Consider the following 24,272-nt stretch of genomic DNA (forward strand, 5'->3'; position numbering starts at 1 on the left):
GCCGCCCTGTTTCAGCTGGAGCACAGCGCCACCCCGGAGGCGCTACAACACGTCCTCGGCCTTCTGGTAGACTGGCTCAATACACCCGAACTCGCCGATCTGCGCCGGCATTTTGTCGAATGGCTGCGACGGCGCGGGCCCAGCCTGGACCCGCAAACGCACTGGCGCGAAATCAATGACCTACAGGAGGCCAATCATATGCTGGAGGACAGAATCCGAGAGTGGAAGGCCCAGTTCCGCCGTGAGGGGCTCTCCGAGGGGCTGGAACAAGGCCAGGCGCAAGCTGCCCGAGCGATTCTCCACCGCCAGCTGCAACGCCGCTTTGGCAGTGTCTCTCCCGATATCGCACAGCGGCTGGCCAGCGCCAGCCGGCCCGAGCTGGATGTCTGGATAGATCGCTTCTATGACGCCGACACCCTCGAAGACGTTTTCCACTAACGCCATCGCGAACATCCTGCCGAGGTATATTTAGTGGCCTGTCTCCTTTTGGGAGCTGGGCGGCCGGTGGTGGCACCTCACTCGATTAAAACACCTGCCGTTGTCCGCAACGGCATCGCTCCCAATTCATCTGACAGTTTTTTCAATGCTTTGTCGAACCCGCATCCGCGTGGGCACGGATGCTTCTCGCATATTGTATGCCTTCATGGCCACACATGTGCGGGCAAGGCTCCGCGTTGCATCAACGATAGCAGATCCATGCTCACCGCCAGGCACACGTGCACCAGTACGCCGCCCCAGATCGAGCGACAGCGCCAGGCGAGAAGGCACAAGATCAGCCCGAACATCAGTGAGCCTGCGCATTCAAGGAACGGCTTGGGCAGGTGAATCGTCAGGTAAACCAGGCTGGAAACATAAATGGCATAGATGCCGATAACAGGCCGCAGGCCACGTAGCAGCACGCCGCGATAGAAAAATTCGATACAGAAAAATTGCAGCACATAAAGCATTTCCCATAACAGCAGATCAATCCAGCTGCGGCCGGCCAGCGGGTAAAACGGATAGGTATTCAAAAAGCTGGCATGGAAGGAGGCCAACACCGCCAGTGCTGCCATGATGCCGCCAAAAATCAGGTAATAGCGGAAGTGCTTGCCGGTATCGCCCCAGGCCAGGCCGTAATCCGCAAGCCGGTGGCGCAACACCAGGCGAATCACCAGCGCAGGGAGCAGCACATAGCCGATCAGCAGCCAGCCGGCCCAGCGCGCCTGCTCCAGCAAGCCGGCGAAGCCGCTTTGTTGTACCGTGCGCCACGTCTGCGCAGGATGCTCGCCGGCCAGCGCGGCGTACCAGTTAGTGCTCTGGCGCAATGAGCCGTCAATGGCGAGATATTGATTAATCAGTAATGCCACTGCGGTGATGGCGCAGAATAATAACAAATGCCTGTGGGCAGCGAGGCCACGTAGCGTCGGCGTGGCCAGAGACGGGTCTGTCAGCAGGTTGGTCAGTGGTGCTAGAAATCCCTTTCCCGTATTACTCATGATATATCCCGAAAATGAAAAAGCCGGATACCACTTTGTGGCATCCGGCTTTTGATATTACACCCGGTTCACTGGCCGGTGTTATTTTCGTTTCATGGCATCGAAGAATTCGTTATTGGTTTTGGTCTGCTTGAGGCGATCAATAAGGAATTCGATGGAGGCAATCTCGTCCATCGGATGGAGTACTTTGCGCAGCACCCACATATTCTTCAGTTCGTCTTCGCCGACCAGACGTTCTTCGCGGCGGGTGCCGGATTTCTTGATATGAATCGCCGGGAACACACGCTTTTCGGATACCTTGCGATCCAGATGCAGCTCCATGTTGCCGGTGCCCTTGAACTCCTCGTAGATCACTTCATCCATCTTCGAGCCGGTTTCCACCAGCGCAGTGGCGAGGATCGTCAGGCTGCCACCTTCTTCGATATTACGTGCTGCACCAAAGAAACGTTTTGGCTTTTCCAGCGCATGTGCATCGACACCACCGGTGAGCACCTTGCCGGAGCTGGGCTGTACGGTGTTGTAGGCGCGTGCCAGGCGGGTAATGGAATCCAGCAGGATAATCACATCCTGCTTGTGCTCCACCAGCCGCTTGGCTTTCTCGATCACCATTTCGGCAACCTGCACGTGACGGGCGGGTGGTTCATCAAAGGTAGAGGCCACTACCTCACCGCGCACGGTGCGTGACATCTCCGTCACCTCTTCCGGCCGCTCATCAATCAGCAGCACGATCATGTGAGATTCGGGATTGTTGCGGGCGATGGAGTGAGCAATCTGTTGCAGGAGCATGGTCTTGCCGGCTTTCGGCGGCGCGACAATCAAGCCGCGCTGGCCTTTACCGATGGGGGCCACCAGATCAATGACGCGCGAAGTAATATCTTCGGTCGAGCCGTTACCCAGCTCCATTATCAGACGCTCGGTGGGGAAGAGTGGCGTCAGGTTTTCAAACAGAATCTTGTTCTTGGCGTTTTCCGGCTTGTCGAAATTGATCGCGCTGACTTTCAGCAGGGCAAAATAACGTTCGCCTTCTTTCGGCGGGCGAATCTTGCCAGAGATAGTGTCGCCGGTGCGCAGGTTGAAGCGTCGTATCTGGCTGGGCGAAACATAAATATCGTCCGGGCCGGCCAGGTAGGAGCCTTCCGAGCTGCGCAGGAAGCCGAAGCCATCCTGGAGAATTTCCAGAACACCGTCGCCATAGATGTCCGAGCCGTTCTTGGCGGCCTTTTTCAGAATTGAAAAAATGACATCCTGTTTACGGGTACGAGCCAGGTTTTCCAGCCCCATTTCGCGGGCGATTTCCAGCAGCTCTCCAATGGGCTTCTGCTTCAGTTCAGACAGGTTCATCGGCTTGATTAGGATCCAGAAAGATTAGTGGTTCGCCAGGCTGCAGCGAGCCGGCTTAATAGTTTGATGTTTTAGGAAAAACCGCGCCGGCGAGCTGCCGAACGCCAAGGGAAGTGCGAAGCTGGGCCGGAATGTAGCACTGCAAGAGGGCCGCTGTCCAGCCCCGCATCGGCGGGGCTGCCAGCGTGATATCAGAGGGTGCTGTCGAGAAAGGCGGTCAACTGGGACTTGCTCAGCGCGCCGACCTTGGTGGCTTCGACGTTGCCGTTACGGAACACCGACAGCGTGGGAATGCCGCGCACGCCGTATTTGCGTGGGGTTTCCGGGTTGTCGTCGATGTTGATTTTCACCACCTTGAGGCGGCCTGCGTACTCACCGGCCACTTCCTCCAGAATCGGGGCGATCATCTTGCACGGGCCACACCAGGGGGCCCAGTAATCCACCAGCACCGGTTCGCCGGACTTGAGGACATCATCCTCGAAACTGGCGTCGGTGGCGTTGATAATCTCGCCGCTCATTGATATCTCCTGTTGGGGTTCGCGGGGTCTGCATAATATCAGGGCAGGGGTGAAGGGATTCAACCCTGGGCCGATAATGGTGGCGATAGTAGCAAGCTCTCGCCCTGTCCGGTGATATCATGCAGCGCAAAGGCTGTCATACCGCTGTCGCTTGCCGGGGGCAGACTTCGGGCGCAAGCGCCCGACACCCGACGACGAAGGAGAACATCTTGTCGCACAATCCGGAACAGGTGGCCCCAGAACACCTCGCAGCGATCGATCTCGGCTCCAACAGCTTCCATATGGTGGTGGCGCGGCTGGTGCAGGGGGAGTTGCAGATTCAGGAAGGGCTGTCGGAGAAAGTGCAGTTGGGCGCGGGCCTGGATGAAGAGAACTACATCACGCCGGAAGCACGCCGGCGGGCGCTTGAATGCCTCAGCCGTTTCGCTCAGCGCTTGCAGGGTGTGCCCCCGGAAGGCATGAGGATAGTGGGCACCAACGCACTGCGCATGGCGCGTAACGTCATGCAATTCATCCGCGAAGCAGAAAACGTGCTGGGCCATGATATCGAGATCGTGGCCGGTCGCGAGGAAGCGCGGTTGATCTATCTGGGTGTCAGCCACTCCCTGCCCGATCAGCAGGGGCGCCGGCTGGTGGTGGACATCGGCGGCGGCAGCACCGAGTTGATCATCGGAGAGCGTTTCGAGCCGCTGGAAACCGAGTCCTTGCACATGGGCTGTGTCAGCTTCACGCGGCGCTTTTTCCCCGGCGGGCAAAGCAGTGAAAAAGCCTTCGAGCGCGCCGTCACCACAGCGCGCCAGGAAGTGCTGCCGATTCAGCGCAGCTATCGCCAGTTGGGTTGGCAGCAGGCGGTGGGGGCGTCCGGCACCATCAAGGCGATCGGCCAGGTCTGCCAGGAGAACGGCTGGAGCGATGGCAGCGTTACCTGGGATGGCCTGCAACGCATTCGGCGGCGGCTGGTGCGTGCGGGCACTGTCGCGGATGCGCGGCTCAAGGGCCTGCGGGAAGACAGAATGCAGATCTTCGCCGCTGGCGTGGCGATCCTGACCGGTATCTTCGAACAACTAGAGCTGACCACCGTGGACATCAGCAACGGTGCCTTGCGCGAGGGTCTGCTCTACGATCTGCTGGGCCGCCTGGAGCATGAAGATGTGCGTGAGCGCTCTATTCATGTGCTAATGAATCGCCACCATGTGGACGCGCAACAGGCTCAGCGCGTGGCGACCACAGCCGCAGATTTCTTCCGTCAGATCGCGGCTGACTGGGGGCTGACGGAAGTGGAGCTGCCGGACATTCTTCGTTGGGGTGCGCTGCTGCACGAGGTTGGCCTGGCGGTTTCCCATAGCCAGTTCCACAAACACGGCGCTTATCTGGTGCAAAATTCCGACTTGCCCGGTTTTTCACGGCAGACACAACAGCGCGTGGCGCTGCTGGTGCGAGCGCACCGCCGCAAGATTCCGCTGGCGGCGCTGGAAGAGCTGCCACCAGAGGATCAACTGCCGCTGCTACGCATCAGCCTGCTGTTGCGGCTGGCAGCGCGCCTGCATCACGCTCGCAGCGATGAGCCGCTGCCGGATACCCGGCTGGCCGCGCAGGATTCCGTGCTGGTGCTTACCTTCCAGCCCGGCTGGCTGGATGAGCACCCGCTGACTCGCGCTGATCTGGAACAGGAGCAGGAGTTTTTTGCGGCGGTGGGGCTTTCTCTGGTGGTGCGCTGATCCTTATGCCACTCATGGTTGCTTTGATTATTCAGGTCAGCTTTTCCAGCAATACCTGCTGCGCCGAAAATGGGACCTCCCACTCCGTGGACGGGACGCGGATATAGCTGCCATCCGCCTGCAGCAGCCAGGCCTGGCTGTTGTCCTGAAGATAGCTTTCCAGCCCTTCCTGAATAACGCGCTGGCGCAATTTGGGATCGTTGATCGGGAAGCAGGTTTCGACCCGGTTGATCATGTTGCGCTCCATCCAGTCGGCGCTGGAAAGATAGACGCGGCGCTCGCCGGCGTGGTGAAAATATTGCACGCGAGTGTGTTCCAGAAAACGACCGATGATGGAGCGCACACGAATATTCTCCGAAAGGCCCGCTATGCCAGGGCGCAGGCAGCACATGCCGCGCACGATCAGATCAATTTCGACGCCGGCCTGGCTGGCACGATACAGCGCTTGCATGAGCTGGGGATCAGTCAGTGAATTGACCTTGATGACAATACGCGCCTTGCGGCCGGCGAGGGCTTCTTGTGTTTCAAAGTCGATCAGTTCCAGCAGCCCGCTATGGAGGGTGAAAGGCGAATGCATAAGCTGTTTCAGCCGCGCTGCCTTGCCCATGCCGGTCAGTTCCAGAAATATCTTGTGCACATCCTGGCATAGCCCTTCATCTGCGGTGAGCAGGCCAAAATCGGTATAAAGTTTGGTTGTTCTGGTGTGGTAGTTGCCGGTGCCCAGGTGAGCATAGCGGCGGATGACGCCGTTGGCATCGCGGCGGATGATCAGCATCATCTTGCAGTGTGTCTTGTAGCCGACAATGCCGTAGACCACGATGGCACCGGCTTCCTGCAACCGCCGCGCCCCTTCGATATTGCTGGCTTCATCAAAGCGGGCGCGCAGTTCGACAATCGCGGTGACTTCCTTGCCGTTGCGGGCGGCTGTTTCCAGATGATCCAGCACTTCGGAGTTGGTGCCGGTGCGATACAGGGTTTGCTTGATCGCCAGCACTTTGGGGTCGCGGGCTGCTTCGGCCAGATAGTTCACCACCGGGTTGAACGATTCAAACGGGTGATGCAACAGAATATCGCCTTCGTCGATGACCTCGAAAATATTGTCGGGGTTTTTCAGGCGTGGCGGGATGCGCGGTGTAAACGGGCTATAGCGCAGCCGTGGCCGCTTCACATCGGTGAACATGCGCGCCAGATTGACGGGGCCGTTCACTTCATACAGATCTTCTTCGCCCAGCTCGAATTTCTGGAGCAGATAATCGACCAGATGGCGCGGGCAGTTATCCGCCACTTCAAGCCGCACTTCATCGCCGTAGCGGCGCATCAGCAGCTCGCCTTTAAGCGCCGTGGCCAGATCGTCGGCGCGTTCGTCCACCTCCATGTCGGCGTTACGGGTGACGCGAAACTGGTAGCAGCCGGTGGCTTTCATGCCGGGGAACAGATCGCTGACATGTGCATGAATCATGGACGAGAGAAACACGAAGTTGTCGTGCCCGTCGCCGCAAATATCATCGGGAATACGGATCACTCGTGGCAGCGAGCGGGGTGCTGGCACGATGGCCAGGCCGGTCTGGCGGCCGAACGCATCTTTGCCATCCAGTGGCACGATAAAGTTGAGGCTTTTGTTGACCAGCCGTGGAAAAGGATGGGCCGGGTCAAGGGCGATGGGCGTGAGCACCGGGTAAACCTGCTCTCGGAAATAGCGTTTGACCCAGGCCGCCTGTTCGGCGCTCCAGTTTTCCCGGCGTAGAAAATGCACGCCTTCTTCGGCTAGCGCGGGCAGCAGGATATCGTTGAGGATATGATACTGTCGTGTCACTGCATCATGCACGATGCTACTGATTTGCTTGAGAATCTCGCCTGGCAGCATGCCGTCGGCGGTGGGCAGGCCGGTGCCGGTTTCCAGCTGGTTCTGCAAGGCGGCCACGCGAATCTCGAAAAACTCATCCATGTTGCTGGAAAAAATGAGCAGGAAATTCAGCCGTTCCATCAACGGGTGGCGCACGTCCATGGCTTGTTCCAGGACACGCAGGTTGAATTGCAACAGGCTCAATTCGCGATTGAGATAGAAATCGGGGTTGTGCAGGTCGAGCACGTTGGCGGCGTCATCAGCGGCAGTCGTCATGCGGTGCAATCCACAGTCGGGGCAGGGGCGAGCCTGACGCTATTACATGCTTGTGACGAGCGGATTACAAGAGGCGCCACGATGGCCGTGGCGCCTCGAAAATTCAGCCACGCAGCAGCTGCGCCGCTTCTTTCGCAAAGTAGGTCAAAATGCCGTCGCTGCCGGCACGCTTGATGCAGGTGAGCGATTCGAGGATCACTTTTTCACGATCCAGCCAGCCTTGCTGGAAGGCGGCCATGTGCATGGCATACTCGCCGCTGACCTGATAGACGAAGGTCGGCACCGCAAACTGATCTTTGACGCGGCGCACGATATCCAGGTAAGGCATCCCCGGCTTGATCATCACCATGTCGGCGCCTTCGGCCAGGTCGAGAGCAACTTCGTGCAGGGCTTCGTCGCTGTTGGCCGGGTCCATCTGATAGGTCTGCTTGTCGGCTTTGCCCAGATTGGCGGCGGAGCCGACCGCATCGCGAAACGGGCCGTAATAGGCCGAGGCGTATTTGGCGGCGTAAGCGAGAATGCGGGTATTGATGTGGCCATACTGTTCCAGGCTGGTGCGGATGGCGCTGATGCGACCGTCCATCATATCGCTGGGGGCGATCACATCGGCGCCGGCGTCGGCGTGGCTGGTGGCCTGCTTGACCAGCGCCGTCACGGTAACGTCGTTGAGCACGTAGCCATTGCTGTCGATGATGCCATCCTGGCCGTGAGTGGTATAAGGATCAAGTGCGGCGTCGGTGATGATGCCCATTTCCGGCACGGCATCCTTGATGGCGCGCACGGCACGTTGCACCAGGCCATCCGGGTTCCAGGCTTCGGCGGCGTCGAGGCTTTTGCCTTCTTGCGGCACCACCGGGAACAGCGCCATGGCGGGGATGCCGAGCGCAGCCAGTGCTTCGGCTTCGCGCACCAGCAGATCAATGCTCATGCGTTCCACGCCGGGCATCGAGGGGATGGCTTCGGTGCGCGAGGCGCCATCGAGCACGAACACGGGGCTGATAAGATCAGCCGCAGTCAGCACAGTCTCGCGCATCAGCCGGCGGGAAAAATCGTCGCGGCGCATCCGGCGCAGGCGGGTGGCGGGCCACGGGGCCCGGTTGAAAACGATTCGGCTCACCTTGATCTCCGGTAGACAGTCTATGCATCGGCCAGGCCATCGCTGGCGCGGCGGGTGCCGATGCCGGGTGGCGCTATTGTAGCGCACTGGGCGGCGGGAGGTTTCATCTGCTGGCCGGTGCGGGTGGCGTGGCCGCGGCAGGCGGGCGCTGGTGGCGGGCGCGATATGCTGGGTTATCGCCCGCTTTTGCGGGAGGATAAGGCAGCAGGTTGGCAGGTGTGCATTGCTGCCCGCAGGCGCAAAACCCATGCAGGGCCGAAATAAAGAGCAGTAAAACAGGCAAAAGAGATACTTAGATGACGCATCCATTTCATCTGGCGTTCCCCGTGACCGATCTGCGCGCTGCGCATCGGTTTTACGTCAATCTGCTGGGTGCGCTGCCCGGCCGTAGCACCGGACATTGGGCGGATTTTGACCTGTTCGGGCACCAGCTCTCGGCGCACCAGGTGGCCGAGATGCCGGCGCCGGCCGGTTCCAGCGAAGTGGATGGCAAGCCCGTGCCGATTCCGCATTTCGGGGTGCTGTTGGGCTGGCATGAATGGGAAATGCTGGCGGTGCGGCTCACCGAGGCAGGGGTGGATTTTATTCTGCCGCCGCAGGTGCGCTTTGCCGGGCAGAGCGGCGAGCAGGGCACGTTTCTGGTGCACGATCCGGCGGGCAACGCGCTGGAGTTCAAGGCGTTTCGCCGGGCGGAGGAGGTGTTTTCATGAGCCGCTATCGCCCGCCGGCAAAACCGGCCTCAAAATACATCACGCCGCAGGGCTACCGGGCGCTCAATGAGGAGCTGCAACATCTCTGGAAAGTGAAGCGGCCCGAAGTGACGCAATCGGTACAGGAGGCAGCAGCACAGGGTGACAGGTCGGAAAACGCGGAATATATCTACGGCAAGAAAATGCTACGGGAAATTGACCGTCGCATTCGCTTTCTGTCGCGGCGGCTGGATGACATGGTCGTCGTAGATCGGCTGCCGGAGGATCAATCGCGGGTTTTCTTTGGTGCCTGGGTGACGCTGGAGGATGACGAAAGCGGTGCGCAACAATGCTACCGTATCGTTGGCCCGGATGAGACGGATGCGGCGCAAGGCTGGATCAGTGTGGATGCGCCGATGGCGCGTGCGCTGCTGGGCCGGTGCGAAGATGACAGCGTGGCGGTGAAGACGCCTTCCGGTGAACGGGAGTTCGTCGTGATCGCGATACGCTACGAGGCGCCGTAGCTGGTGAGGTTTATATTGCTCGCAGGAATGTGGTAACACTGTGAGCAGATCAGACAACGAAATCATGGCGGTTCATTGCCATGCACAGCGTGCAGGGCAATGAGCACAGAGTATCGCTGGCGCGCCAGCGCGAGGCCCGAAAGGCCGGCGCGGCAGTGGCCAGTTTCAGGAGGACAGAATGAAAATCGCAGTATTGCTCGCCGGAAGCGGCGTCTTTGACGGTTCGGAAATCTACGAAACAACACTTGCCCTGCTGGCGCTGGATCGTGCCGATGTCAGCTATCAATGCATGGCGCCGAATATTGCCCAGGCGCATGTGATCAATCACATCACCGGCGAAGAAATGCCCGGCGAAAAGCGTAACGTGCTGGTGGAATCGGCACGGCTGGCGCGTGGTGCGATCATTGATCTCAGCGTGGCCAATGCCGAGGACTACGATGCCCTGATCGTGCCCGGCGGTTTTGGTGTGGCCAAGAACCTGTGCAATTTCGCCTTCAAGGGCGCGGAGATGGAAATTGATCTTCAGGTGCGTGATTTTATCCGCGAAGTGCATCAGGCCGGCAAGCCGGTAGGGCTGATCTGCATTGCGCCGACCATGGCGGCCCAGCTGTTCGGCGAAGGCACCCGCTGCACCATCGGCAGCAATGCCGAGGTGGCGGCCGCCATCGAGGAGATGGGTGGCCAGCATGTGCAGTGCCCGGTGGATGAGTTTGTCGTCGATGAGGAAAAGAAACTGGTGACCACTCCAGCTTATATGGAAGGCAATCGCCTTCGCGAAGCGGCGGCCGGGATCGAAAAGCTGGTGGCGAAGGTGATCGAACTGGCCAACTAAAAAGGAGCCGACAATACACCGCCAGGCAGGAAATGGCTGCTGAAACACGCCTGAAATGCCTGGCGCTCTGCTCCGCTTCCGTGGCGTTGCTCGTCACTCTGCCTATAAACCCCGCCTGTCCTGCTCTGCCTGCCGCGCTTTGCCCATCGCACCAGCATGGCTGGCTCCAAAACCCTTGGAACCTGGATATGAGAGTACGAATCCACCCGTAAAGGCTCAACGGAAATCGATGTTGGACCTTTAAAACTGCGTAGTGTGTTACCGCACAGGGCTCTCCTGATCCTGGAGCAGGGCTTGTTCGGCGGTTTCCAGCGCTTCCATGGCAGCCAGCAGCGCGTCTTCGATATCTTCGTGTTGCTGACGCAGGCGGCCCTGATTGGTAATCAGCTCGGCCAGCCGGTTTTTGTGCTGCGGCTGGTAAAGGGTTTCGTCGGCCAGCGCCTGCTCAAGCTCGGTTAGCTTTGCGCTGCATGTGGCCAGCGCGTTTTCCTGCTTCTCTACCGCTTGCCGGTACGGGCGCAGCGCTGTGCGCCGTTGCGCGGCTTCCTGGCGCTTGGCGCGGGCATCGTGCCGGGGGGCGCTGTCCGCTGCCTCGGCGGGTTTCTGCGCAGCCTTATGGCGCTCGCGCAGCCAGCGGGCGTAATCTTCCAGGTCACCATCGAAGCTGGCCACGCTGCCGCCCGCCACCAGCACCAGCTCATCCACGGTGGTTTCCAGCAGATGCCGGTCGTGGGAGACCAGCACCACAGCGCCCTCGAATGCCTGCAAGGCCAGCGTCAGCGCTTCGCGCATATCCAGATCAAGGTGGTTGGCGGGTTCGTCCAGCAATAGTAACGCGGGCGCTTGCTGTACCAGCAGTGCCAATGCCAGTCGCGACTTTTCGCCGCCGGAAAAGCGCCCTACGGGCGCGAACACATCGTCGCCGTGAAAGCCGAAGCGGCCCAGCTCGCTGCGCACACGGCTTTCTTCCCATTTGGGCTGGGCCTGCTGCATCAAGGTGAATGGGAGGGCGTCCTGCGGCAGTGCGTCGACTTGCTGCTGGTGAAAATACCCGATCACCAGCTCAGGGCCGACGGTGTAGCGGCCGCCCAGCGGCGCCAGCTGGCCGGCGAGAGTGCGGATCAGCGTGGATTTCCCGGCGCCGTTGGGGCCAAGCAGGCCGATGCGGCTTTCTGGCCGGATGCTCAGTTGCACATCGCGCAGAATGGTGGCGGCGCCGTCCTCGTTGCGATATCCGCAGGAGACGCCTTCCAGATCGAGCATCGGGTCGGGCAGCTTGGCGGGCGGCGGAAAGGTAAAGCGAAAGCCGTCGGCCACATGCGCCGGGGCGATCAGCTCCAGTTTTTCCAGCGCCTTGACCCGGCTTTGTGCCTGCCGTGCCTTGCTTGCCTTGGCCTTGAAACGGGCAATGAATTTCTTCAGGTGCTCGGCCTGGGCTACCTGCTTGCGATATTCGCTGTCCTGCCGGGCAAGGTGCGCCGCCCGTAGCCGCTCGAATGCGCTGTAGTTGCCGGTATAAAGCGTCAGCTTTTGCTGCTCGATATGCAGCACATGGCCGACCACGGCGTCGAGAAAATCACGGTCGTGGGAGATCAGCACCAGGGTGCCGCGAAACTGCGAAAGATAGTCTTGCAGCCACAGCACGGCATCCAGGTCCAGGTGGTTGGTGGGCTCATCAAGGAGTAGCAGATCGGCGTCGGAAAGCAGCACCCGCGCCAGGTTCAGCCGCATGCGCCAGCCGCCGGAGAAGCTGGCCACTGGCTGCCGCTGCACGCCTTCGGCAAAACCGAGGCCAGCGAGCACGGTGGCGGCCTGCGCCGGCAGCGCCCAGGCGTTGATGCTTTCCAGCGCCGCGTGAGCACGGGCAATGGCCTCGCCATCCTGGCGGGCTTCGGCGTCGGCCAGTGCCTGCTCGCTGGCACGCAGGCGGATGTTGCCATCCAGCACATACTCGATGGCGGGCTGCGACAGGCCCGGCACTTCCTGCGCCATGCTGGCGATGCGCCAGTCGGCGGGGCGCTGGTAGTGGCCGCGATCTGCTTCCAGCTCGCCGCTCAGCAGTGTCAGCAACGAACTTTTGCCGCAGCCGTTGCGGCCCGTCAGGCCTACTTTCCAGCCGGCGTGCAGGGTCACATCGGCGTCCCGGATCAGGATATCCGGGCCGCGTCGCAGGGCGAGTTGTTCCAGGCGCAGCATGGCAGGTGGCAATTCCGTGGCAGAGGCATGAGAGGCACGCAGTGTAGAGGGGTGGTGTGCTGCCTTCAACGCAAGGCATCATGGCCGCCAGCCAGCTTACGCCGAGAAACGTCATGAGAAGTGCGGCGAGACGCGCCATGAGAAGTGTGGTCAGAGGCGCCATGAGAAGTGCAATGAGACGTGCAATGAGAGTGCAATGAAGAGGGTGCCACATGGTGGAAACAACAAAGAACGGGGAAGCGCTGTGGCGCTTTGCGCTGGCACTGTGGAAGCGGCCCGGCGTCGAGCGCGCTGCATTGCTGTTGCAGGATCAGCATGGCATTTCTGTATGCCTGCTGCTGGCCGCGCTCTGGCTTGCTCGTGAAGGAGTGGCCCCGGAGGCGGGCCTGGCGGGAGCGCTGCGCGACGAGGCTGAAAAGTGGGAGCGCGAGCGTATCGGGCCGCTACGGCAGTTGCGCCGGCTGGCCAGCAGCCGCCCGCAGTGGGGCGATTGGCAGCGCAGTTTGCAGGATGCCGAGCTTGAGGCCGAGCGCCTGTTGCTGGCCGAGCTGGCGGCAGCCGCCGGCGCCCGGCCGTTGCCACGGGCAGCGCAGCCGGAGAACGCACATGCCTGGTTGCTGACGGTGCTGCCGGAGATGGCCAGTTGTGAAAATCTTGCCGCCGCAACCCAGGCGCTGCTGGCGGAGGCTGCTCAGCCCTGAAGGCCGGGCAGGGCGCGCAGCAGGTGGCGTTGCACTTCCAGCCATTCGGCAATGCCGCGCCAGTGCTCGACGTCTTCGGCGGCTCGCTGGGCCGGCATGTCGATGATGCCGCCGCCCTCACCGGCGGCCTGCATGTAAAGCTGGGTATCGCGTAGCGTTGCCAGATAAGGGATTTTCAGGCTGGTCAGAAACTGGCGCAGCTGCTCGTACATGCGGGTGCGCGCCCGGGTGCGGTTGGCGATCACGGCCAGCCGGCGTGGCCGCTGACGGTAGCAGGGCGAGAGCATGACGGCTTGCAGAAAGCGGGTGGCGGCGCGGATATCGATGGGGCTGGGTAGCACGGGCACCAGCACCACTTGCGAAACGCGCAGGACATAATCCAGCACGGGGCCGTCCAGGCCGCCGGGGGAATCGATGATCAGATAATTGCGCGCCTGGCTCACCACATCGCTGAGGCGGCCGTAGGTGGTGTAGCGATCAAGCTTCAATGACAGCGCATGAATATCATGCCGGCCCAGCGCCTGGCGCCGGCGTAGCCAGCTGTCGGCAGATTGCAGCGGGTCGAGATCAAGCAGGGAAACAGACTGGCCTTGTGCGGCCAGGTAAGCGGCGAGATTGGTGGAGAGAGTGGTCTTGCCGCAGCCGCCCTTGGCATTGGCCACCAGCACCACAAAGCGCGGCGGCCCGCTACCGGGATGCCGGGCAGGCAGAGCTGTTTCGTCGCCTACATCTGCTGCGCGGTGCATGTCCCCCCTCCGCCGCCCTCCGCTAAGCACGCCCCCCCGACAGGCTGCTGTTTTCCCCGAGGATTGCTATTGCACTATATCCCGGCTTCGTTGTCACATGGCAAGCGCTTGCGCGAGCGTACCGGCTGATGACAGCTGTGAGTCAGCGTCTTATGCTGCCGCGACCCCGCTATAGTGGGGGGTGGCGGGGGCTGAAGCGGTTGCAGCCGGCCATGGGCGCACGCACACTGTAGCGCTGGCGCGAGGCACGCCGGCCCGCGGGCGCGGCGCATGCACCAGGGTGGCGACAGTCAGCGGGTGGGAAGCCGGCGCGGAGGGCTCCGTTATCGGGGGCGGCGCAATCATAAATGGAATCAGAGTTTGGAGGCATGATGAAAAAATTAGCATTGGTGCTTGCTGTATCGGCACTGGCGGCCTGTGGCCAGGAGAAGGGTGGCGACGTCGATCTGGAAACGAATGTTCAGAAAGCGTCTTATGCCATTGGCTATCGCACTGGCGAGCAGATGCACGGCAACACCGATGATCTCGACGTTGACCTGTTCCTCGCTGGCCTGCGTTCGGGGGCACTGGGCGAGCGCGACGGTTTGCCGCTGACATCGGAAGAAATGGATCAGTCCATCGCGGACTACCAGCAGGCCAAAGTGGCAGAGCGCGAAGCCGAGCGCACTAAATCAGCGACCGACAACGCTGAGGCTGGGGAAAAATTCCGCGCCGAGAACGCCGAAAAAGACGGCGTGACGACGCTGGAAAATGGCCTCCAGTATGAAGTGCTGAGCGAAGGCGAGGGCGATCAGAAGCCGACCCTGCAAGATGTTGTGGTAGCGCATTATCACGGCACGCTGGTGGATGGCACTGTGTTCGATAGCTCGGTAGAGCGTGGCGAGCCGGCCAGCTTCCCGCTTGGCCAGGTGATCCAGGGTTGGCAGGAAGCGCTGCAACTGATGAACGTGGGCGATAAATGGCGCATCGTGATCCCGCCCGAGATGGGCTACGGCGAATACGGTGCCGGCCAGAAAATTGGCCCCAATGCCACGCTGGTATTCGAGGTGGAGCTGCTGGAGATTCAGCCGGGCAACTGATCCGGTGCTTTGCCGCTCGCGGATTCCCGTTTACCGGGGTTCGGCGACAGCTCGTTGAGCAGGAGACTCTGAACAAGAGCTCGGCGGCGACAACGTTTCTCTGCAAGCTCCTCATAACGAAAAGGGCGCCTTCACGGCGCCTTTTTCGTTGGCCCTGCCCCGAGCACAGGCAGCCGACACCATGCCAACCACGCCAATCGAACCGAGTCCAACCGAACCGGATCGAACCCGACCCCGTCATCCAAATCGACACCGGGACAAAGCCAGGGCACTCAGTCCGTCAGCGGCCGGCCATCGCAATCCAGACGCAGCTCGGTTGTGCCGAATTCCGTCATTGCCTCGCCGTCTTCGGTCAAGGCTGGTGCGGTGTGGCATGCCGGGGTGCAGCTCGCTTTCACGCACGGAATCGGCATGCAGGCCGGTACGGCAGCGCAGAGGGCGGCAAGTGAAACGGCGGCCATGGCAGCAATCATTGTCCTGGTTCTTGTTGGCCTCACAGATGGCTCCTGGTCGATAGTTCGTGCAGTGATCCACCAGCGCGCTGGCTCGCGAGTATGGCGCGGCTGGCTACTACAGCTGTTTCATACGTTGCAGCAGATTTTCATACCGGTGGCATTCATAGCGCAGAAAACCCATGGCCGCAGACAGACGACCAGGCAAATCTGCCGCGTCGTCGGCAAAATAAAACCGAAGGCCGGTGGCGGGGCCGCCACCGATCGAGATATCGCCGATCAGCTCAAGCCAGCCGGAGGTTGCCTCCGCGCCCGGCCGGATGGCTGAAATTTTCTGCCAGGGAATGATCAACAGCTGCGTGGCAAGCCCGGGCGGTGGCGCCTCGGCGGCAACCGGTGCTGCGCCCAGCGCGATTATCGAGCGGCAGCCCTGGCCGCGATAACCGACATAGGCGAAGGAATGGTCGTTATCCGCCGGCGCCGTGAGGCTCACTTCCGCGCCTGCCAGTTGCTGTGCGACAAACGCATGGGCATCAGCAATGGTCGGTTGTATTTCGGCACCGGCCGGCGCGCTGAAAAGCCAGAGCAACGCCGCCAGCGTCCGATAGGGAATGGTCATGATTTATCGCCGCGTTCTGCCAGGGCCCCGGGGCTGAGCTGTGCCAGCACGCTGACGGGCCCGGGTGGATCATCACATAGGGTCACCACTATCGGCGAGCGGGGCTGGTGTGGCTACTGCCATTTGAGGGGCGGCGGGGCGGGTATCACCGTACGATGCTGCCTGGCGGGTGCCGGCGCAGGCCACGTGTGCCGCCGTGTTGTCGGGCTGGTCAGCATTTTCACTCGCACGGGCAAAGGAGGTGCCGCAGCGCCTGGTGCGCTACGGCATCGTCATCGAAGATCCCGAGGCTTGAGGTGTAGTCTCACCTCTCAGTGCGTCATGGCTCGCAGTGGTGGTGCACTGGGCGGGGGTGGTTGGCGCCCCTGAAGATGCACGCTGAGGATCAGCTGATCTTCAAGGCTGAAGCGCTGCTCCAGTTGTTCCAGCAGGGCCGCGATCTTGCGGGGCATTTCGGCCAGCGGGCGTTGCTGGCGGATGGTTTGATCGTAATGGTCGTTGAAGGCCAGGGCCGCGTCGGTGGAGGCATCCAGCTGGCGCAGGACGCTCTCAATCCAGGCCGGGTGCTGGCCGTCGCGACGGGCCTCGCTGGCCAGTTCGCGGTAAACCTCGAAATAACCTGCGCTGATGTAGTCCATCAGCGTCTGGCACAAAGTCTGAATGTGTGCCCGCAGCGCTGGGCTTTCATCTTCGCCGGTGTGCGTGTCCGGCAGGGCGCAGAGCTGGGCGAGCAGTTGCTGGCGTTCCTTCAGCCAGGTTTGCACCAGTACTTCGGTGCGCTGCCGGGGCGCGTGGGGCGCAAGCGTAAGCGGTGCCATGGTGCGTCCTCCATGGTTCAGGTGGGTTGGGCTCCAGGGTGCAAGGCACAAGGTGCGTTGTAGCCGGAGCAGTGACTGGCGGCGAAAGTGATGCCCTGTAGCCAAGGCAGGGCTTCGAGGCTAGAACAGGGGCTGGCGGCAAGGCAATTGGCCCAGCGGCCGCAACGGGCCGGATGACGGTAAATCAAGCGCTTGCAACCAGACTATTTTGGCATAAGCCCGCTCTTCGTTATCCCGGCTCGCCGCCACCGCGGCAGACATGCGCCGCTGCGGCGGGGAGCGGTATGGGCAGGCCAGCCGCCGGTCAGCGGTAGCGGCGCACCACCTGAAACAGCGCCAGCGCAAGCAGGCCCAGGAAGGTGAGCAGGGCCATTTGCGGGATGGTAATGCCGAGGAATGTCCAGTCGATCTCGGCGCATTCGCCCGAGCCGCTGAATACCATGCTCAGGACGTCGCGCATGGGGAATACGTCGAGCATGTAATCAAGCCCGGGCCCGCAAGCGGGCACTTCGTCTTCGGGCAGGCTCTGCAACCAGATATGACGCCCGGCAACGATGCCCCCGCCGATCGCGCCGAGGCCCGCCAGAGCACCGTAAATGCGTTGCCCGATGCTGCCGGGGTTGTGCAGCGCGGCAAGCAGAAAGAACAGGCCGGCGGCAATCACGCCCACGCGCTGGAACACGCACAGCGGGCACGGCTCAAGATCCTCCGCATACTGGAGGTATAACGCGCCCAGCATGGCCACGACACAGGCCAGAAAGCCCAGCAGGTTGATGGTGCGTGGTGCAAGCAAGCGTTGTGACAGCTCAGACATGGCAGGCCCGTTTCTGTTATCTGGTGGGTTTGGTATCAATCAGGCTGCGGGCGGCGCTATGCCCCGGAGGCCACCGCTGCGTTCAGACAACCCGATTGACCGGAGGCGGCGGCGTCGGTTCCGCAGGCCGGCGATCATCAATACCTGCCCCGGCGGCGCGGCGCAACAGTGGCGCGGTGATGGCGCTAGTGGTTTGGCTGCGGCGGATGGCGTTTGACAAAGGCGTCGTGCCCTTCGCGCCAGCCGGCGAGCCACCAGTCTTCCAGAGCATCGCCCGGTGCGTAGGGGCACTGGCTCTCGTCGCGACCACTCATGCCCCACATGCAGCCTTTGTCGTAGGCTCGCTTGGTGCAGTCGCGGGTGTCGGGTTCTCTGTGCATGCTGCGGTCCTCCTGCTCCGCAAGATCAGCTTGCGGGTTGCCGGCCCAGAATTACACAGGAGGCGGCGCAGGGCTGTGGCACAGGCCACAAGCCTGATACGCGTGCGGCCGAGCGGCAGGTGCCGCCAGATAGCTGGCGGCGGCGTTTCAGTCGCGGAAGTACTCGGTCAGGTAATCCTCGAAGGACTGCTCGGGGGTGGCCTCCATTGCCTGCTGCTCGGCAATGCTGGTGGCCGCAATGTTGGCGAAGCGGGTGGCCAGCTCACGCTCCAGCGGCCGCGAGAGGAAGTGCTCGCGATGCGCCTGCGCCTGTTCCATGGCAAACACGAAGAAATCCTGCTTGCGGCTGGCCAGTTGCGCCATGATTTGCGCCGAGGGGGTGGCATCCGGTGTATCGACCTTGCCCTGTTGCGCGGCCAGGGCGGCGCGATAATGATTGCCGCCGTGGGTGGCATCCAGCAGCTCGGCAATCGGCTGCATGGCGCTGAGCGTTGTGGTGGCCCAGTCTTTCAGCCGTACCTGAGTGCCCCAGTTGCACAGCTTCAGCTGGTTGTTGCGGCCTTCATACACCACGCGGCGGATATTTTCCTTGCTGGCGCTGAGGTCACTGCTTTCCAGCAGGGGCGATTCGCGCAGCAGGCAGAATGCGGCGAACATGTCGAGAAAACGCAGTTGGGTCTGATCCAGCCCCACTGGCTCGAACGGGTTGAGATCCAGAGCGCGGATTTCCACATACTCGACACCGCGCCGGGCCAGTGCCTGGGTTGGCCGCTCGCCGGAGGCGGCGGTGCGCTTGGGGCGGATCGACGAATAATATTCGTTTTCGATCTGCAAGATGTTGGCATTGAGCTGCCGGTATTCGCCGTTCACCCGCACACCGATGTCACGGTAGGCGGGCTCTTCTGTGTTGATCGCCTCGGTAAGGGTGCGCACATAATCGGCGAGGTTGTTGTAGCTGATGTGCAGGTTCGATTGCGCGTTGTTCTGATAGCCCAGGTCGCTCATGCGCAGCGAGGTGGCATAGGGTTGCGAGAGTGTGCCGTTGAACTGTTCTGTCAGGGTGTGCTCGCGCCCGGCCAGAAACGATTTGCAGACGGCGGGCGAGGCACCGAACAGGTAGATCAGTAGCCAGGAATAACGCTGGAAGTTGCGTGTCAGATCCATGTAGCGTGCGGAAATGAAATCCTGCAACGGCTGCTGGTTCTGTTCCAGCTGTTGATGCAACTGCCAGAAGCTTTCCGGAAACGACAGGTTGTAATGGATGCCGGCGATGGTTTGCATCCGGCGCCCGTAGCGATAGCCCAGCCCGCGCCGGTAGACGTGTTTCATCTGGCCGACGTTGGAGCTGCCATATTCCGCCAGCGGAATTTCGTTATCCGGGCCGAGCACGCAGGGCATGGAATTGACCCACAGCAGATTGTCACCGATGTGGCTATAGACATAGCGATGCAACTGATCGAGAAATTCCAGCGGTGCTTGCAGGCAATCAGTCGGCGGGGTGATGAATTCGAGCAGCGCTTCGGAATAGTCGGTGGTCAGGTGCGGGTGCGTCAGCGCAGAGCCCAGCGCTGCCGGGTGCGGTGTTTGCGCCAGGTGCCCCTGGGGGGTGATGCGCAGGCTTTCTTTCTCGATGCCACGGCGCATCCCGGTGAGGGTGCTGGCGGCACTGGCGTCGCTCAGTGCCTTCAGGCGTGTGGTGAGCAGCTCGGTCATTCCGGTAGCGTCCTGTCAGGTCAGGTCAGGGGCGGGCTGCGGTGCCCGCCTGGATCAGCGGTGTCAGCCGCTGCGTTTCTTGCTGTCTTTTTCCTGCTGCGCCTTGGCAAACAGCGCAGCGAATGTGCCATTGGAAGCGGGTGCCGCCTTGCCTCGGCCGCCCTGGGCGTTGTGACGGCCACCGCCGCGTTGTCCGCCACCGGGCCGATTATTGCTGCCCTGCCGGGCGCCGGCGCTGCGCGGGGCATCGTCGTGACGATCATCCATGCGCATAGTCAGGCTGATACGGCGTCGGTCGAGATCGACCTCCAGCACTTTCACTTTGACGATATCACCGGGGCTGACCACTTCGTGAGCATCCTTGACGAATTTCTCTGACAAGGCCGACACGTGCACCAGCCCGTCCTGATGCACGCCGACATCCACAAAGGCACCGAAGTTGGTCACGTTGGTGACCGCGCCTTCCAGAATCATGCCGGGCTTGAGGTCTTTGATATCCTCCACCCCTTCCATGAACTCGGCGGCCTTGAACTCGGGGCGTGGATCGCGGCCCGGCTTTTCCAGCTCGGCCAGGATATCGCTGACAGTGTGAACGCCGAAACGCTCGTCGGTGTAATCGTCCGGCTTCAGTTTTTTCAGGAAGCCAGCATCACCGATCATGTCTTTCAGCACCCGCTGGTGCGCAGCGGCGATACGCTCGACCACGCTGTAAGCCTCCGGGTGTACACTGGAGCCATCCAGCGGCTGATCGCCGGTGGTGATGCGCAAGAAGCCGGCCGCCTGTTCAAAGGTTTTTTCGCCCAGGCGTGGCACCTGCTTGAGCGCCTCGCGGTTGGGAAAGGCGCCGTGCTTCTCGCGGTAGGTGACGATATTGCCCGCGATCGTGGTGTTCAACCCGGAAATACGCGCCAACAGGGGCGCCGAGGCGGTATTCACATCCACGCCAACGGCGTTCACACAATCTTCTACCACTGCATCCAGGCTGCGCGCCAGCTTGACCTGGCTGACATCGTGCTGGTATTGGCCGACGCCGATGGATTTCGGGTCAATCTTCACCAGCTCGGCGAGCGGGTCTTGCAGGCGGCGGGCAATGGAAACAGCGCCTCGGAAAGAGACATCCAGATCGGGGAATTCGCGCGCTGCCAGCTCGGAGGCAGAGTAAACGGAAGCACCGGCTTCACTGACGATAATTTTGGTCAGTGCCAGCTTGCTCGCCAGCTTTTTCACCAGCTCGCCGGCCAGCTTGTCGGTTTCACGGCTGGCGGTACCATTGCCGATGGCGATCAGGTTCACCTGATGCTTGATGCACAGCGTGGCCAGTGTTGCCAGTGACTGATCCCACTGATTGCGCGGCTGATGCGGGAAGATAGTGGTGTGTTCCAGCAACTTTCCGGTTTCATCGACCACCACCACCTTCACCCCGGTACGCAGGCCCGGATCAAGACCCATGGTAGCGCGTGCGCCGGCAGGTGGCGCCAACAGCAGGCTGTTGAGATTGCGCGCAAAGACCTGAATAGCTTCGTCTTCGGCCATCTCCCGCACCCGGCCGAGCAGCTCGGTTTCCAGATGCGTAGCGAGTTTTATTTTCCACGTCCAGCGCACGGTTTCACCGAGCCAGTCGTCGGCGGCGCGCTGCTGATGCTGCCAGTCGATGCTGGCCGCCACCATGGCCTCGCCGGGGTGAGGTGTGGCGGCTTCCATCTCTTCCGGCAGCGCCATGCTCACATGCAGGATGCCTTCGTTGCGGCCACGAAACAGCGCCAGCGCACGGTGGCTGGGAATGCCGGCGAGCTTTTCGCGGTGAGCAAAATAGTCGCTGAACTTGATGCCTTCCTTGTCTTTGCCATCCGCCACGGTGGAGATGATTTCCGCCTGCTCCCACAGCCAGGTGCGCAGCCGCGTGAGCAGCTCGGCATTTTCGCTGAAGCGCTCCATCAGGATTTGCTTGGCGCCGTCCAGCGCATCCTTGGCGGTCTCGATCTTGTGCTCCGGGTTCAGGTAGTTGGCGGCTTCGCTCTCCGGCGTCAGGGTCGGATCGGCCAGCAGCGCGTCGGCCAGCGGCTCAAGCCCCGCCTCGCGGGCAATCTGGGCGCGGGTACGGCGCTTGGGCTTGTACGGCAGATACAAGTCTTCCAGGCGGGTTTTGGTATCCGCCGCGAGGATGGCGGCCTCAAGCTCGGGCGTGAGTTTTTCCTGCTCGCTGATGCTTTTGAGGATGGTTTCGCGGCGTTCGGCCAGCTCGCGCAGGTAGCGCAGGCGCTCTTCCAGATTGCGCAGCTGGGTATCATCCAGGCCATCGGTGGCTTCTTTGCGGTAGCGTGCGATAAAGGGCACGGTGGCGCCTTCATCCAGCAGGGCGACGGCGGCCGCCACCTGGTGGGGTTGGACACTCAGCTCGGTGGCGATGATTTGCTCGATGCTCGGGATGGCGGTGCTCTGGGTATTGGACATGGACATTCGCTGAAATGATGGATGGCAGGATGCGCGGCCGGAGCCAGCACAGGCAGTAATCGATAATGGCCGGAATCATAGGGGAGGAAGGCGACGGGCAACAGATTGACAGCACAGTTTTGCTATGGCTGTGCCGGATTTTGGCGAATTGAAGGGCGCGGCGGCCGTGTTATTGCGGCCGCCGCCAGAATCAGGCGCCCAGCAGCTCGCGGATCTTGGCAACCAGCTCGGCTTCTTGCGGCGGCTTGATGATATAGCCGGCAGCGCCTTGCCGCTCGCCCCACACCTTGTCGGTATCCTGGTCCTTGGTGGTCACCAGCACCACCGGGATATGCTGGGTTTCCGGATCGCGGGTGATCTTGCGCGTGGCCTGAAAGCCGTTCAGCTCGGGCATGACCACGTCCATCAGGATCAGGTCGGGGCGCTCGGTGCGCGCCAGCTCCACGCCTTGCATCCCGTTGGTCGCGGTGACGGTCTGGTGCCCCTGTGCTTCGCAAATGCGCACCATATTGGCCAGTTGAGTGGGTGAATCATCCACAACCAGAATCTTCGCCATCGCCATATCTTCCTCTGCACAGCCATTCCATGAGCTTTTGCGCCGGCTTTGCCGGCAGGGTTTATTATTCCGCAGCGACCGATGATAGCAGGATGGCTACGGACGGGAACCTGGTGATTTGGGGCAATAAGTGCGCTTCCTCGTCACCCGGCTGACGCTGCGTGCGCAGAGCCGCCTGAGTGGCTCTGCCGGGCGCAGTGTCGCTGAAAAGACGCTGCGCCGCTGCCGACCGGGTTGCAAAATACATGCCTCGGCGACAAGATGCCGGAGCCCCGCAGGCAGCGGGAATGCACGGTGTACAGCCGTGCGCCGGCTGCTCGTGGTCTATTTTGCCCCACCCGGAGAGCTGTCGTGACCGAGACACCGCAGGACAAGATTCTCATTGTCGATGATGATGCGCGGCTGCGTAGCCTGTTGCAGCGTTTTCTCGAAGAGCAGGGCTTTTATGTGCGTGGGGTGGGCGATGCCGAGCAGATGGATCGCACCTTGTCGCGTGAGCTTTACTCGTTGATGGTGCTGGATCTGATGCTGCCCGGCGAAGACGGCCTCTCCATCTGCCGCCGCCTGCGCAGTGCCGGCAGCGAGATGCCGATCATCATGCTGACCGCCAAAGGCGACGACAACGAGCGCATCGAGGGGCTTGAGGCCGGTGCGGATGACTACCTGCCGAAACCCTTCAACCCGCGTGAGCTGGATGCGCGTATTCGCGCCGTGCTGCGCCGCCAGGTGCGGGAAGTGCCGGGCGCACCGAGCCGCGAGAACCAGCGCGTGACATTTGGCCCCTGGGAGCTGGATTTGTCCCGCCGCACCCTGCGCCGGGGCGATCAGGAAAACAACCTCACCACTGGCGAGTTCGCCGTGCTCAAGGCGCTGGTGCAGCACCCGCGTGAGCCGCTGACTCGCGACAAGCTGATGAATCTCGCTCGCGGTCGCGAATGGAGTGCCATGGAGCGCTCCATCGATGTGCAGGTGTCGCGCCTGCGCCGGCTGCTGGAAGATGATCCCTCGAAACCGCGCTATGTGCAGACGGTGTGGGGCGTGGGGTACGTGTTCGTGCCGGACTGATCTTTATAGGGAGAGTCGTTTTTTCAGATGCGGCAGGCTGTCCTGGCGCGTGGGTAAGCGTGCAATCCACAGTGCGTGCAATCCACAGTAACTGCGGCTTCCCCGCTTTCAGGTAAAGAATCAGAGGCTGCGCGCACCGTGCCCACGCACATCTGGCAAATATGGCGAGAACAAGTGCCGGGGCGTCTCGCCTGCGGCAGCGCGGCACTGGCGCAATAGCGACATTGAAAAGGAAGCCGAGGCAGCGCCGCCCGCGTGATGGTATAGCCGGGCGCAGCATGGCACATCGGCACGGCGCGCCAGGCGGGCGGCTTTTCACTGCGGTCACTCACTGTGGTTGCGCGCTCGC

Annotated in this window: 23 protein-coding genes; 8 read left to right on the forward strand and 15 right to left on the reverse strand. The window is 61.7% G+C overall.

Features of this window, described 5'->3' with window-relative positions:
- On the forward strand, window positions 1-438 hold a 438-nt coding region (locus MU846_RS13865), incomplete at its 5' end, for a DUF4351 domain-containing protein (protein WP_246953760.1).
- 203 nt (window positions 439-641) lie between these two features.
- Here the strand turns inward: MU846_RS13865 and MU846_RS13870 are convergent.
- From MU846_RS13870 to trxA, 3 genes are all read right to left on the reverse strand, one after another.
- Complete coding sequence (locus tag MU846_RS13870; protein WP_246953762.1) at window positions 642-1,475, reverse strand: CPBP family intramembrane glutamic endopeptidase; 834 nt, start codon at window positions 1,473-1,475, stop codon at window positions 642-644.
- An 81-nt stretch (window positions 1,476-1,556) separates the two neighbouring features.
- On the reverse strand, window positions 1,557-2,816 hold the full coding sequence (rho, locus tag MU846_RS13875) for a transcription termination factor Rho (RefSeq protein WP_246953764.1): 1,260 nt from the start codon (window positions 2,814-2,816) through the stop codon (window positions 1,557-1,559).
- Between the two features lie 191 nt (window positions 2,817-3,007).
- Window positions 3,008-3,334, reverse strand: a complete 327-nt coding sequence (gene trxA, locus MU846_RS13880; RefSeq protein WP_246953766.1) for a thioredoxin TrxA — start codon at window positions 3,332-3,334, stop codon at window positions 3,008-3,010.
- A gap of 209 nt (window positions 3,335-3,543) precedes the next feature.
- Between trxA and ppx the strand changes: the two genes are divergently transcribed.
- Window positions 3,544-5,052 (forward strand): exopolyphosphatase, encoded by a 1,509-nt coding sequence (ppx, locus tag MU846_RS13885; RefSeq protein WP_306799426.1) that lies wholly within the window; start codon window positions 3,544-3,546, stop codon window positions 5,050-5,052.
- A gap of 31 nt (window positions 5,053-5,083) precedes the next feature.
- Here the strand turns inward: ppx and ppk1 are convergent, their stop codons facing one another.
- Both ppk1 and hemB read right to left on the reverse strand, forming a co-directional pair.
- Entirely contained in the window at window positions 5,084-7,171 is a 2,088-nt protein-coding gene (gene ppk1, locus MU846_RS13890; RefSeq protein WP_246953768.1) for a polyphosphate kinase 1, read from the reverse strand.
- A 103-nt stretch (window positions 7,172-7,274) separates the two neighbouring features.
- Window positions 7,275-8,279 carry a porphobilinogen synthase gene (hemB, locus tag MU846_RS13895; RefSeq protein WP_246953818.1) on the reverse strand — a complete coding sequence of 335 codons (1,005 nt, stop codon included), beginning with the start codon at window positions 8,277-8,279 and terminating at the stop codon, window positions 7,275-7,277.
- Between the two features lie 305 nt (window positions 8,280-8,584).
- Here hemB and MU846_RS13900 point away from each other — a divergent pair, with 305 nt between their 5' ends.
- The 3 genes from MU846_RS13900 (at window position 8,585) to elbB (ending at window position 10,333) form a co-directional block, all read left to right on the forward strand.
- The gene (locus tag MU846_RS13900; RefSeq protein WP_246953770.1) at window positions 8,585-8,998 is read left to right on the forward strand and encodes a VOC family protein; all 414 of its coding nucleotides are present in this window, start codon (window positions 8,585-8,587) and stop codon (window positions 8,996-8,998) included.
- Window positions 8,995-9,501, forward strand: coding sequence for a transcription elongation factor GreB (gene greB / locus MU846_RS13905; RefSeq protein ID WP_246953772.1), 507 nt, complete (start codon window positions 8,995-8,997; stop codon window positions 9,499-9,501). Before MU846_RS13900 ends, greB begins: the two co-directional genes overlap by 4 nt.
- A gap of 178 nt (window positions 9,502-9,679) precedes the next feature.
- On the forward strand, window positions 9,680-10,333 hold the full coding sequence (gene elbB, locus MU846_RS13910) for an isoprenoid biosynthesis glyoxalase ElbB (RefSeq protein ID WP_246953774.1): 654 nt from the start codon (window positions 9,680-9,682) through the stop codon (window positions 10,331-10,333).
- A 258-nt stretch (window positions 10,334-10,591) separates the two neighbouring features.
- Here the strand turns inward: elbB and MU846_RS13915 are convergent, their stop codons facing one another.
- On the reverse strand, window positions 10,592-12,529 hold the full coding sequence (locus MU846_RS13915; protein WP_246953776.1) for an ATP-binding cassette domain-containing protein: 1,938 nt from the start codon (window positions 12,527-12,529) through the stop codon (window positions 10,592-10,594).
- 212 nt (window positions 12,530-12,741) lie between these two features.
- On the opposite strand from MU846_RS13915, the gene MU846_RS13920 reads away from it, so the two are divergent.
- The gene (locus tag MU846_RS13920) at window positions 12,742-13,230 is read left to right on the forward strand and encodes a TIGR02444 family protein (RefSeq protein ID WP_246953778.1); all 489 of its coding nucleotides are present in this window, start codon (window positions 12,742-12,744) and stop codon (window positions 13,228-13,230) included.
- Here MU846_RS13920 and MU846_RS13925 read toward each other — a convergent pair.
- Window positions 13,221-13,976, reverse strand: coding sequence for a nucleotide-binding protein (locus MU846_RS13925; RefSeq protein ID WP_246953780.1), 756 nt, complete (start codon window positions 13,974-13,976; stop codon window positions 13,221-13,223). The genes MU846_RS13920 and MU846_RS13925 overlap by 10 nt on opposite strands.
- A gap of 368 nt (window positions 13,977-14,344) precedes the next feature.
- Between MU846_RS13925 and bamJ the strand changes: the two genes are divergently transcribed.
- The gene (gene bamJ / locus MU846_RS13930) at window positions 14,345-15,055 is read left to right on the forward strand and encodes a BamJ family beta-barrel-assembly machinery protein (protein ID WP_246953782.1); all 711 of its coding nucleotides are present in this window, start codon (window positions 14,345-14,347) and stop codon (window positions 15,053-15,055) included.
- Window positions 15,056-15,327: 272 nt separating this feature from the next.
- On the opposite strand, the gene MU846_RS13935 is transcribed toward bamJ, so the two are convergent.
- The 8 genes from MU846_RS13935 to MU846_RS13970 form a co-directional block, all read right to left on the reverse strand.
- The gene (locus MU846_RS13935) at window positions 15,328-15,516 is read right to left on the reverse strand and encodes a hypothetical protein (RefSeq protein ID WP_246953784.1); all 189 of its coding nucleotides are present in this window, start codon (window positions 15,514-15,516) and stop codon (window positions 15,328-15,330) included.
- A 109-nt stretch (window positions 15,517-15,625) separates the two neighbouring features.
- Window positions 15,626-16,126 (reverse strand): hypothetical protein, encoded by a 501-nt coding sequence (locus tag MU846_RS13940; RefSeq protein WP_246953786.1) that lies wholly within the window; start codon window positions 16,124-16,126, stop codon window positions 15,626-15,628.
- Between the two features lie 311 nt (window positions 16,127-16,437).
- Complete coding sequence (locus MU846_RS13945; RefSeq protein ID WP_246953788.1) at window positions 16,438-16,944, reverse strand: Rsd/AlgQ family anti-sigma factor; 507 nt, start codon at window positions 16,942-16,944, stop codon at window positions 16,438-16,440.
- A 304-nt stretch (window positions 16,945-17,248) separates the two neighbouring features.
- Window positions 17,249-17,758, reverse strand: a complete 510-nt coding sequence (locus MU846_RS13950; protein WP_246953794.1) for a disulfide bond formation protein B — start codon at window positions 17,756-17,758, stop codon at window positions 17,249-17,251.
- A 185-nt stretch (window positions 17,759-17,943) separates the two neighbouring features.
- Complete coding sequence (gene rmf / locus MU846_RS13955; protein ID WP_246953796.1) at window positions 17,944-18,138, reverse strand: ribosome modulation factor; 195 nt, start codon at window positions 18,136-18,138, stop codon at window positions 17,944-17,946.
- 147 nt (window positions 18,139-18,285) lie between these two features.
- The gene (gene gshA / locus MU846_RS13960; RefSeq protein ID WP_246953797.1) at window positions 18,286-19,851 is read right to left on the reverse strand and encodes a glutamate--cysteine ligase; all 1,566 of its coding nucleotides are present in this window, start codon (window positions 19,849-19,851) and stop codon (window positions 18,286-18,288) included.
- Between the two features lie 63 nt (window positions 19,852-19,914).
- Window positions 19,915-22,302 carry a Tex family protein gene (locus MU846_RS13965; protein WP_246953799.1) on the reverse strand — a complete coding sequence of 796 codons (2,388 nt, stop codon included), beginning with the start codon at window positions 22,300-22,302 and terminating at the stop codon, window positions 19,915-19,917.
- A gap of 190 nt (window positions 22,303-22,492) precedes the next feature.
- Window positions 22,493-22,858 carry a response regulator gene (locus MU846_RS13970; protein ID WP_246953801.1) on the reverse strand — a complete coding sequence of 122 codons (366 nt, stop codon included), beginning with the start codon at window positions 22,856-22,858 and terminating at the stop codon, window positions 22,493-22,495.
- Between the two features lie 351 nt (window positions 22,859-23,209).
- Between MU846_RS13970 and ompR the strand changes: the two genes are divergently transcribed.
- Window positions 23,210-23,923: an osmolarity response regulator transcription factor OmpR gene (ompR, locus tag MU846_RS13975; RefSeq protein ID WP_246953804.1), complete on the forward strand. Its 714-nt coding sequence runs from the start codon at window positions 23,210-23,212 to the stop codon at window positions 23,921-23,923.
- Window positions 23,924-24,272 lie beyond the last annotated feature (349 nt).

This window comes from Alcanivorax quisquiliarum (genome assembly GCF_023051175.1).
GTDB lineage: Bacteria > Pseudomonadota > Gammaproteobacteria > Pseudomonadales > Alcanivoracaceae > Isoalcanivorax > Isoalcanivorax quisquiliarum.

What these genes read in the sequence shown, in the direction of transcription:
- MU846_RS13940 (WP_246953786.1), bottom strand. Translation starts at nt 16,126, where the DNA reads ATGACCATTCCCTATCGGACGCTGGCGGCGTTGCTCTGGCTTTTCAGC.
- ppk1 (WP_246953768.1), bottom strand. Translation starts at nt 7,171, where the DNA reads ATGACGACTGCCGCTGATGACGCCGCCAACGTGCTCGACCTGCACAAC.
- greB (WP_246953772.1), top strand. Translation starts at nt 8,995, where the DNA reads ATGAGCCGCTATCGCCCGCCGGCAAAACCGGCCTCAAAATACATCACG.
- MU846_RS13920 (WP_246953778.1), top strand. Translation starts at nt 12,742, where the DNA reads ATGGTGGAAACAACAAAGAACGGGGAAGCGCTGTGGCGCTTTGCGCTG.
- gshA (WP_246953797.1), bottom strand. Translation starts at nt 19,851, where the DNA reads ATGACCGAGCTGCTCACCACACGCCTGAAGGCACTGAGCGACGCCAGT.
- MU846_RS13950 (WP_246953794.1), bottom strand. Translation starts at nt 17,758, where the DNA reads ATGTCTGAGCTGTCACAACGCTTGCTTGCACCACGCACCATCAACCTG.
- MU846_RS13915 (WP_246953776.1), bottom strand. Translation starts at nt 12,529, where the DNA reads ATGCTGCGCCTGGAACAACTCGCCCTGCGACGCGGCCCGGATATCCTG.
- MU846_RS13925 (WP_246953780.1), bottom strand. Translation starts at nt 13,976, where the DNA reads ATGCACCGCGCAGCAGATGTAGGCGACGAAACAGCTCTGCCTGCCCGG.
- trxA (WP_246953766.1), bottom strand. Translation starts at nt 3,334, where the DNA reads ATGAGCGGCGAGATTATCAACGCCACCGACGCCAGTTTCGAGGATGAT.
- bamJ (WP_246953782.1), top strand. Translation starts at nt 14,345, where the DNA reads ATGATGAAAAAATTAGCATTGGTGCTTGCTGTATCGGCACTGGCGGCC.
- MU846_RS13945 (WP_246953788.1), bottom strand. Translation starts at nt 16,944, where the DNA reads ATGGCACCGCTTACGCTTGCGCCCCACGCGCCCCGGCAGCGCACCGAA.
- MU846_RS13965 (WP_246953799.1), bottom strand. Translation starts at nt 22,302, where the DNA reads ATGTCCAATACCCAGAGCACCGCCATCCCGAGCATCGAGCAAATCATC.
- MU846_RS13935 (WP_246953784.1), bottom strand. Translation starts at nt 15,516, where the DNA reads ATGGCCGCCGTTTCACTTGCCGCCCTCTGCGCTGCCGTACCGGCCTGC.
- rmf (WP_246953796.1), bottom strand. Translation starts at nt 18,138, where the DNA reads ATGCACAGAGAACCCGACACCCGCGACTGCACCAAGCGAGCCTACGAC.
- MU846_RS13870 (WP_246953762.1), bottom strand. Translation starts at nt 1,475, where the DNA reads ATGAGTAATACGGGAAAGGGATTTCTAGCACCACTGACCAACCTGCTG.
- MU846_RS13900 (WP_246953770.1), top strand. Translation starts at nt 8,585, where the DNA reads ATGACGCATCCATTTCATCTGGCGTTCCCCGTGACCGATCTGCGCGCT.
- elbB (WP_246953774.1), top strand. Translation starts at nt 9,680, where the DNA reads ATGAAAATCGCAGTATTGCTCGCCGGAAGCGGCGTCTTTGACGGTTCG.
- MU846_RS13970 (WP_246953801.1), bottom strand. Translation starts at nt 22,858, where the DNA reads ATGGCGAAGATTCTGGTTGTGGATGATTCACCCACTCAACTGGCCAAT.
- rho (WP_246953764.1), bottom strand. Translation starts at nt 2,816, where the DNA reads ATGAACCTGTCTGAACTGAAGCAGAAGCCCATTGGAGAGCTGCTGGAA.